This is a genomic window from Halobacillus sp. Cin3 (assembly GCF_947311855.1).
GTDB lineage: Bacteria > Bacillota > Bacilli > Bacillales > Halobacillaceae > Halobacillus > Halobacillus kuroshimensis.
In genome coordinates this window covers 18,511-27,945 of the sequence record NZ_CAMZMV010000013.1, presented here as the reverse complement: position 1 = coordinate 27,945, position 9,435 = coordinate 18,511, and the positions used below count along the sequence as shown (strand labels likewise).

Sequence of the window (9,435 nt, the reverse complement as noted above, 5' to 3'; positions counted from 1 at the left end):
TTAAATTTCTAGAGATAGAAATAACCCGAATAACGGGGCACTTTTTTATAAGTGTCCATTATTCGGGTTATAGTTCAGAATCGGTGCCCTTTTTACTGCCTTGCTATGGATGGATGTTATGCGTTATCCGCTGTGATCCCCGGCGATAGTGAAGTCATCTTTACCATCGAGCACCTCATCGACATAATTTCTTCCCCAGGCGTACATCGCTTCCAGAATCGGGAGCAGGCTTTCCCCGTGTTTGGTCAGCGAATATTCCACTTTGGGGGGAACGACCGGGTACACTTCCCGGTGAATGATATCGTGGGCTTCAAGTTCACGCAGCTGGTTGACGAGCATCCGCTGGGTAATTCCCGGCATAAGGGTCTTCAGTTCTCCGAAGCGTTTCGTTCCTTCTTTTCCTAAATGCCAGAGAATCAGCATTTTCCACTTTCCACCTATAATGGCTAAAGTTAATTCTTTTTCACAGTTGAATGATCGTTCTCCCAAATTCGGCATCATGCTCTTCCTTTCTATATAAAAGTCGAGGGGGCAGTATACTTTTTTTCACTACGTGAGAAAAAAATGCGTACTTTTTTTGTTTCACTAGGCTGAGTATACTAATCCCTGTGCCACAGCGTAAAGTTTTTAACCTGGGGCTTATCCAACTCAAAGAAGAAGGAGTCGAAGATATATGAAATTACAACTTGCTTTAGATCTTGTAGATATTAACGGTGCCATTGAAGTGGTGAAGGAAGTGGAGAACCATGTCGACGTGGTGGAAATCGGCACGCCGGTCGTCATTAATGAAGGATTGAAGGCTGTGAAAGAAATGAAGAAAGCCTTCCCTGATATGACCGTTCTTGCCGATCTTAAAATTATGGATGCGGCCGGTTACGAGGTCAGCCAGGCGTCTGCGTCAGGAGCAGACATCGTTACCATTCTTGGAGCTGCTGAAGATGAATCCATCAAAGGAGCCGTCGAGGAAGCGAAAAAACAGGGGAAAGAAATTCTTGCCGACATGATCGCTGTTCAGGATATTGAAGCACGTGCCGGGGAACTGGATCAGCTCGGGGTGGATTATATTTGTGTACACACGGGTTATGATCTCCAAGCCGTTGGAAAAGATTCCTTTGCAGACCTTGCTGCTATTAAGAAAGTAGTCAAGAACGCGAAGACGGCCATTGCGGGCGGCATCAAGCTCGAAACCCTTCCGGAAGTGATCAGCCATAACCCTGATTTGATCATTGTCGGCGGAGGAATTACCGGCCAGGAAGACAAAGCATCAGCAGCCAAGCAAATCAAAGAACTCATTACCCAAGGCTGAGGTGCTTTATGAATGCACAAGCGTATATGAAGAAGATTACTGCTGAGCTGGAAGAAAGTATTTCACTTATCTCCCGTGAAGAAACAGAAGCACTAATTACCCAGATGCTTCAGTCCAGGAGAATTTTCGTTGCGGGCGCCGGCCGTTCCGGCTTAATGGGAAAATCTTTTGTCATGCGTCTCATGCATATAGGGCTGGACGCTTATGCGGTAGGTGAGACCGTCACAGCTGGATTGGAAGAAGGGGACCTTTTGATCATCGGTACAGGCTCTGGAGAAACCGTTTCGCTTGCGGCTGTGGCAGAAAAGGCAAAGCGTTTAGGTGGAAAAGTGGCGGCTGTTACGATCAATCCTGATTCTACCATCGGAAAAACAGCGGACCTGACGGTTCAAATGCCGGGAGCTCCCAAAGACCGTGGTCAGGAAGAGTTCCGCACGATCCAGCCGATGGGATCCTTATTTGAACAAACGATGCTCGTCTTATATGATGCTTTAATTTTAGGTCTGATGGAGAAAAAAGGCCTGGATTCAGAGACGATGTACGGAAAGCATGCCAATCTTGAATAAATGAAAACAAGCCTCTTCCAAATGGGAGAGGCTTGTTTTTTTATTCCTGGTAGTAAACCATTTTTCCGTTGATCATTGTCCATATCGGCTTGGAGAGATACTCGAAAGGGTGACCGCTCCATAGGACAAGATCGGCATCCTTGCCTTTTTCGATAGATCCTACCCGGTCATCCACGCCAAGGTTTTTCGCTGGAGTAATGGTAATGCCGCGCAGGGCATCCTCAATTTCCATTCCTTCTCTGGCCGCCAGGGCTGCGCAGATGTTTAAGTATTGGATAGGGGTGTAGGGGTGATCGGTCGTAATCGATACTTTAATGCCGTAGTCATGCAGAATTTTATACGTCTGCCACGTTTTGTTGCGCAGTTCAATTTTAGACGCTCGTGTAAAGGTGGGTCCGACAGATACCTGAAGATCACGGCCGGCCAGCTCGTCTGCGATCAGGTGCCCTTCTGTACAGTGTTCGATTCTTAAATCAAGATCGAATTCATCTGCAAACCGGAGCGCTGTAACAATGTCATCCGCTCTGTGTGCGTGGATCCGGACAGGGATTTCCTTGTTGAGAGCTTTAAGTATCGGCTGGACACGGAGGCCTGGGTCAGGATCTTTCATGGCAGCATAAAATGTTTCCCGCAGCGTCCCCATGATGCCAAGACGGGTGATGGATGCATTTTTGGACTGGGAGTGAATGCGTTTCGGGTTTTCACCGAGAGCCAGCTTCAGCCCGGCCGTCTGGCGTAGAATCATATGGTTGATGGTATGGCCCACGGTCTTTATAACCGACGTCATCCCACCGATCATATTGGCGCTCCCCGGCATAATGTGGGCGGTCGTGACCCCGGCTTTGCGCGCATTGAAGAAAGCAGGATCCAGCGGGTGAGCGCCGTCTATAGCTCTTAAATGGGGAGTGATGGCTTCAATCGTTTCGTTGGCATCACTGCCTGCCCAGCCTGTACCTTCATCATATAATCCGAGGTGGGTGTGGACGTCAATAAAGCCGGGATACAGATCCATTCCTTTTCCATCAATGCATTCCGCTTGTTCAGGAATTTGGAGGTCCGCTCCATAATCCTCAATTTTTCCGTCGACAATGTGGACAGAGCCGTTCGGAATAGATGGAGAGGTGATCGGGTGAATATGGACATTCTTAATGACAGTCATCATAAACATACAGCCTTTCCAATAGTTATACTTTTATTATACGGTTATTCTTTCCTGTTGGCTCTAAAAAAAGAACAAAGCCCAGGACTTTGTTTCTTCTAAACTGAATAAAAGTACTTTTTTTTCGTGGGGCTGTCCTTATTATTTGGATATTCACGTTCCGCTTTTGTCGTGGGTAAGGCCTCAGCTAACTTAGGCTGTTCCCGCAGGCGTCACCACCGAAGGCCCCTCGTGACCGCAACAGATCACGGGCCGGAGATCGGTCGATATACAAACCGTTTCTCTTGGAATTGTTCTTACATCCACAGGGAACAAGCCGATTTTTTAATACATCAAAAAAGTGGAGCATACCTACACAAATTCGAATGAACAACAGGGCAGAGAATCAGACGTTTCTCTCCAAGCTGAAAGGACCAAAGTGGATAACTCTGGTCCTTGTTTGTTAGTTTTCCAGAATAGAGGCAAGAGCCGGCTCTAGTTCGGGATACTTGAAGCTGTACCCTTCTCGGAGTGCTTTTTTCGGAATAACGGCCTGACCATCAAGGAGCAGGGTACTTATATCTCCAAGCGCTGCCTTCAATGCGAAGGCCGGAGCCGGGAGCCAGTGCGGTCGGTTGAGAACATCCCCCAATGTCTGTCCGAAATCCTTGTTTCGCTTCGGGTTGGGAGCCGTTCCATTCAACGGACCCTCAAGGTCGGGGTGAATGAGCGCAAATTGAATGAGGCCGACAACGTCCTGGACGTGGATCCAGGACATCCACTGTTCACCGGAGCCGAGGTTTCCGCCGACCATCATTTTGTAAGGAAGGACCATTTTAGGAAGGGCGCCTTCCTCACCTAAGATAATTCCGAAGCGCACATAAACGGTTCGCACCCCTTTTTCCTTGGCTTTAGCCGCCCTTTCCTCCCATTCCACGACGACACTAGCAAGAAAATCGTTCCCTGCCTTTGTCGTTTCTTCCGTGAACGTTTTCGTTTTGGATTGTCCATAAAATCCAACAGCTGACGCATTGACGAGTACATCCGGCTTTTCAGGAAGGGCATCGATCAAATCAAGAACGCCCTCAGTGGCTTCGATCCGGCTCTGGAGGATGGACTGTTTCTTTTCTTCTGTCCATCTTCCGCTGTTCAACGATTCGCCGGCCAGGTTTACAATGGCGTCCAGCACAGGCAGTTTCTTTTCCGGGGAGAAGGATTCCTTCAACCACCCAACATAAGTGACCTGATCAGTGTTTTGATGCTTCTCGGGGCTGCGGGTCAGTATGTAGATGTCATGACCTTCCTTTTTCAACGCTTGTACGAGTTTCTGTCCTACAAACCCTGTCCCACCAGTAACGGCAATTTTCATTTCTATTCCTCCTGTTCTATGGATAGGCTGTCTCCGGTCCTTTATCATGTATCCAAGGTGGAGTCGTGGTAAAATAAACGCATTGGGGTGAAGCGAATGGCTAAATTGACAAAAATTACAACGCAGAAAAAAAATAAGGCGCGGTACAATATTTTTCTGGATAAAGGCCAGGGAGAAGAGTACGGATTCAGTGTTGATGAAGATGTCCTCATCAAGCACAAGCTCCAGAAAAATATGGAGCTTGACGATGCCGCTGTCCAGGCACTGATTCAGAGTGATAACCTGCATAAATCCTATACCCTTGCCATCAATTATTTAAGCTACCGCATGCGTTCGGAAAAGGAGATCCGCGACTATCTCAGGGAAAAGGAAACCGATCCGGAGCAGATCGATGAAATCATCAAGCGGTTGAAAAACGAGCGGCTGCTGAATGATCAGGAATTTGCCCGCTCCCTCGTCCGGACGAGGGTGACGACTTCCAGTAAAGGTCCGCTCATGGTGAAAAAGGAACTGATTGAAAAAGGAGTCCATGCGCAGACCGCAGCAGATGCGCTTCATCATTATTCTTTCGACGAGCAGATTGAAAAAGCCTTGAAATTTGCAGAAAAGAAAATGAGGAACGATGGCAGGAAGTCTCATAAACAGCAGGTCCAACAGGTACAGCAGACGCTGATGCAGAAGGGCTTTACAGGGGATGTCATTCAGGAAGTGATCGCACAGCTTCCCGATGAAGAGAATGAGGATGCGGAATGGCAGGCCGTCGTCCACCAGGGAGAGAAGCTGCTCCGGAAGTATTCTTCCAAGGCGGAAGGCTATGAATTAAAACAGAAGGTGAAAGCGGGCCTGTACCGAAAAGGGTTTGCATTCGATTCCATCGACAGGTTCATGGAGGAATATATCGAAGAAAGCTAGCATGAAAAAAGAACAAGCAGGTGACTTAAACGTCAACTACTTGTTCTTGTTTTCTGAGCAGGCCTTTTTTATCAAGGTCTTCAATGGCTTCGTGAACATGATCGACAACCGTACCGGCTTTCGCTTTCACTTCATCACGTGCTGTGGACATGACGTAGCTGTGCGGTGTCATTTCAAACATGCTTACATCATTAAAGGAATCCCCGACACAGGCGACTTCTTCAGGGGCAAGGCCGAGTCCTTCGATCAACTTTTTCAGACCACTCTGCTTATTGATGTTTTTAGGCATCATATCCACGCAGGATTCGTGGGAGATGAAGCTGTCGATTTCTTCGCCGAAGGTGCTTGCGACTTTATCAGCAGCCTTGATGACATCGGCTTCCTCTCCGTGCAGAGTAATCTTGGACGGGGTCACTTTTGTGCCGATTACCTCATTCAGTTCCGGCTTAACGATGATGTCATGGAACATCTGCTCGGAAATGAGGTCGATCCAGTGGCTGTGTTCCTTCGCAAAGGTTTCATCAGCTGTGGACACGGTTTTAACCATCGGTTCGTCATCAATTTCTCTGACAATCCGGTGGGCAAGCTCAGGGTCGAACGTCTTTGCGAGGACCGGCTTGTTCTGACTGTCAAAGACGAAAGCGCCGTTCTGGCTGACGCGGTGTCCGTTGACGCCTACACGTTTCAGCACCTCGCTGATTTCATGGTCCATACGTCCGGAGGCTACGGCAAGCGGAGTCCCGTGGTCGATCATCTTTTTTAAGGCATCTACATCTTCATTCTTTATATAATGGTCCTGGCCGAGCAGGGTGCCATCAAGGTCTGTAACAAACAATTTGATCATGGAAATGCTCCTTCCTTTGGCATTTATCAAGTACCTTCATGATTGTACACGACGTAATCGCTTACACACAAAGGAGAATACCTGCCCGTAGTTTAACCTCTTGTAAAAAATACAAATCAACTATAGGATAGAAGTTATGAGATGACTGAAAACGCTTTTAGTGTGATGTTAGTGGGGGACCGTTATGGAACAGCAATTAACAATAAAAAAAGTATTGAATAATAACGTCATCATTGCTGCCCACCCGTCCTACGAGGAAGTGGTGCTGATCGGAAAAGGAATCGGCTTCAACAAGTCCACAGGGGAGGACGTCTCCTTCGACAAAGCCGACAAAACCTTTCTTTTGAGCAATGAACAGGAAAAGGAACAGTATGTCAATCTGCTGCCTCACATTGATGAAGCGCTGATTGATTTTATGAATGATATCCTGCACCATATCGAAGCGAGGATGGGACAGGAGCTGAACCAGCATATCCACGTGGCTCTGACTGACCACATTGCTTTCGCCATCAACCGGGCCAAAAAAGAAATGCAGTTCTCGAATCCGTTCCTGTTCGAAATCGAATCGCTTTATCCGAAGGAATACCAGGTGGCGACAGAAGTGGTGACGATGATTTACGACCAGATGGGCATTCATTTTCCGGAAGGGGAAACCGGTTTTATTGCGCTGCATATTCATAGTGCGGTCACGGATAAGACGCTGCGGGAAATCAACCGGCATAACCAGTTGATCACCCGGCTTGTAGGAATTGTGGAGAAAACCATGGACGTTGAGATCGACAAAAAAAGTGTCGATTATCATCGGCTTGTCCAGCACCTTCACAGAGCGATCGACCGTGTCTACCAGGGGGAATCGGCAGGGGATGAAATTCGTCTCGCTGAGATGTTGAAACAGGAGTACCCGGTATGCTATAATCTTGCTTGGAAGTTGATTAAAGTGATGCAGAAACAGCTGAATAAACCCGTGGATGAATCAGAAGCCGTTTATCTGACGATTCATCTGCAGCGTTTAACCCATAAATCCTAAAACGTACGTGTTACTGACACGATCAGGCATGAGTACATGCAGGGGAAGTGGTTATCATAGGGATAGGTCTATCCTTATGCCACTTTGGCCTGCTGTGCTCATGCCTTTTTTATGTCCATAAACAGATCGGCTTCAAGTCATCATTCCTACCTGGTCATCATCTGTTTAAGACTGAAACCGTTTTAGTTTGATTGCTCCGGCATTTCTGCCACAAACAAAAAGGAGGAAATACTTATGTTTAAGAATGCTTTCGGCACACTGCAAAAAGTCGGTAAAGCGTTGATGACCCCTGTGGCACTCCTGCCTGCAGCCGGTATTCTTCTCGCTTTTGGTACAAGTTTTGCACAGGACAGCTTTGTCGACAAAGTTCCATTCTTCGGTACCGACTGGGTGCAGACACTGCTCCAGGTGATGGCTGAAGCTGGTGGAATAGTCTTTGCCAACCTGCCGCTTCTTTTCGCTGTAGGTGTTGCCATTGGTCTTGCTAAAGGCGATGGTGTTGCAGGTCTTGCTGCGATTATCGGTTACTTAATTATGAACGTTGTTATGGGCGTGCTCGGAAATGTCGATGCCGACATGGTCTCTGATCCCGCTTATGCGGAAGTCCTCGGTATACCAACGCTCCAGACCGGAGTCTTTGGTGGTATTATCGTCGGTATATTAGCAGCATCGATGTACAACCGGTATTTCAATATAGAACTACCACAATTCCTCGGGTTCTTTGCCGGTAAACGTTTCGTTCCAATTATCACGGCGTTTACGTCCTTGATCCTGGGTGTCATTATGCTTTGGGTATGGCCGTTTGCACAAGCCGGTCTGAATGCTCTTTCCCAGCTGATGCTTGAAGGAAACCAGACCATCTCTGCTTTCTTCTTCGGCCTGATTGAGCGTTCCATGATTCCATTTGGTCTGCACCACATTTTCTATTCACCATTCTGGTTTGAATTTGGTTCTTATACCAACGCGGCCGGTGAAATTATCCGTGGTGACCAGACGATTTTCTTTGAACAGCTGAAAGACGGCGTTGATTTTACTGCCGGTACTTTCATGGTCGGTAAATTCCCGTTCATGATGTTCGGTCTTCCAGCAGCAGCGCTTGCCATTTATCACACAGCGAAGCCGGAACGTAAAAAAGTGGTCGGAGGAATCATGGCTTCTGCTGCCTTGACTTCTTTCCTTACAGGGATTACAGAACCGATTGAATTCTCATTCTTGTTCGTAGCACCGATCCTTTTCGCTATTCACGCTGTATTTGCAGGATTCTCCTTCATGATCATGGAGATCCTTGGGGTGAAAATCGGACAGACCTTCTCCGGTGGTCTGATTGACTTTATTCTCTTTGGTGTCCTTCCCAACCGTACAGACTGGTGGTGGGTCATCATCGTCGGACTTGTCTTCTCCGTCATCTACTACTTCGGGTTCCGCTGGGCGATCCTTAAGTTCAACCTGGCTACTCCAGGCCGTGAAGACGAAGCAGAAGATGAAGAAGAGGATGGAGAAGTGGGCGACCTGCCATTTGAAATTCTTGAGGCGATGGGCGGTCAGAAAAACATCGACCACCTGGATGCTTGTATCACAAGACTCCGTGTCTCTGTAAACGATAAAAATGATGTCAACAAAAACCGTCTGAAAAAACTAGGTGCTTCCGGGGTCATGGAAGTTGGAAACAACATCCAGGCTATCTTCGGCCCTGTCTCTGATACACTGCGTGGACAAATGCAGGACATCATTGATGGTAAAACACCACGTTCTAAGGAAGACGTAGCTGAAATTATGAATGAAAAGAAACAGGCAGAAGCCCCTGTGTCTAAAGGCGAGCTTGCGTTTGTCAGCCCGCTGAAAGGGAACATCATGCCGATTACGGAAGTGCCGGATCAGGTCTTCTCTGGTAAAATGATGGGAGACGGTTTTGCCATCGAGCCGGTTGACGGAAAAGTTGTATCACCGATCAATGGTAAAGTGCTGAACGTATTCCCTACAAAACATGCGATCGGTCTTGAAGCTGACAATGGCATGGAAATCCTGCTTCATATCGGAATTGATACGGTAGGATTGAAAGGTGAAGGATTTACAGCTAAAATAGCTGAAGGAGACGAAGTGAAGCAGGGGCAGGCGTTAATGGAAGTCGATCTGGACTTCGTTAAGGAAAACGCTCCGTCTATTGTGACACCGATTATCTTTACAAACCTTCAGGAAGGCCAGAGCGTCAGCCTGAAAGCGTCTGGTGAAGTGAATCATAACCAGCCGGATATTGTAGAAATCACTGAATAAAA

Annotated in this window: 9 protein-coding genes; 5 read left to right on the top strand and 4 right to left on the bottom strand. The window is 47.5% G+C overall.

Going from position 1 to position 9,435, the window contains the following annotated elements:
- Positions 1 to 123: 123 nt before the first annotated feature.
- A complete protein-coding gene (locus QMA39_RS19670) occupies positions 124 to 498 on the bottom strand; it encodes a winged helix-turn-helix transcriptional regulator (protein ID WP_027956076.1) in 375 nt (124 codons plus the stop codon).
- A 175-nt stretch (positions 499 to 673) separates the two neighbouring features.
- Here QMA39_RS19670 and hxlA point away from each other — a divergent pair, with 175 nt between their 5' ends.
- Both hxlA and hxlB read left to right on the top strand, forming a co-directional pair.
- On the top strand, positions 674 to 1,306 hold the full coding sequence (gene hxlA / locus QMA39_RS19665) for a 3-hexulose-6-phosphate synthase (RefSeq protein WP_206934282.1): 633 nt from the start codon (positions 674 to 676) through the stop codon (positions 1,304 to 1,306).
- An 8-nt stretch (positions 1,307 to 1,314) separates the two neighbouring features.
- Positions 1,315 to 1,872, top strand: coding sequence for a 6-phospho-3-hexuloisomerase (gene hxlB / locus QMA39_RS19660; RefSeq protein WP_206934284.1), 558 nt, complete (start codon positions 1,315 to 1,317; stop codon positions 1,870 to 1,872).
- 40 nt (positions 1,873 to 1,912) lie between these two features.
- Here the strand turns inward: hxlB and QMA39_RS19655 are convergent, their stop codons facing one another.
- Both QMA39_RS19655 and QMA39_RS19650 read right to left on the bottom strand, forming a co-directional pair.
- Positions 1,913 to 3,034, bottom strand: a complete 1,122-nt coding sequence (locus QMA39_RS19655) for an amidohydrolase (RefSeq protein WP_281659589.1) — start codon at positions 3,032 to 3,034, stop codon at positions 1,913 to 1,915.
- A gap of 439 nt (positions 3,035 to 3,473) precedes the next feature.
- Positions 3,474 to 4,379, bottom strand: a complete 906-nt coding sequence (locus QMA39_RS19650) for a TIGR01777 family oxidoreductase (protein ID WP_281659588.1) — start codon at positions 4,377 to 4,379, stop codon at positions 3,474 to 3,476.
- Positions 4,380 to 4,475: 96 nt separating this feature from the next.
- On the opposite strand from QMA39_RS19650, the gene recX reads away from it, so the two are divergent.
- A complete protein-coding gene (gene recX / locus QMA39_RS19645) occupies positions 4,476 to 5,291 on the top strand; it encodes a recombination regulator RecX (protein WP_027956071.1) in 816 nt (271 codons plus the stop codon).
- Positions 5,292 to 5,316: 25 nt separating this feature from the next.
- Here the strand turns inward: recX and QMA39_RS19640 are convergent, their stop codons facing one another.
- Positions 5,317 to 6,135, bottom strand: a complete 819-nt coding sequence (locus QMA39_RS19640) for an HAD family hydrolase (protein WP_281659587.1) — start codon at positions 6,133 to 6,135, stop codon at positions 5,317 to 5,319.
- Between the two features lie 184 nt (positions 6,136 to 6,319).
- Between QMA39_RS19640 and QMA39_RS19635 the strand changes: the two genes are divergently transcribed.
- Both QMA39_RS19635 and ptsG read left to right on the top strand, forming a co-directional pair.
- The gene (locus QMA39_RS19635) at positions 6,320 to 7,162 is read left to right on the top strand and encodes a PRD domain-containing protein (RefSeq protein WP_027956069.1); all 843 of its coding nucleotides are present in this window, start codon (positions 6,320 to 6,322) and stop codon (positions 7,160 to 7,162) included.
- A gap of 234 nt (positions 7,163 to 7,396) precedes the next feature.
- Complete coding sequence (gene ptsG, locus QMA39_RS19630; protein ID WP_027956068.1) at positions 7,397 to 9,433, top strand: glucose-specific PTS transporter subunit IIBC; 2,037 nt, start codon at positions 7,397 to 7,399, stop codon at positions 9,431 to 9,433.
- Positions 9,434 to 9,435 lie beyond the last annotated feature (2 nt).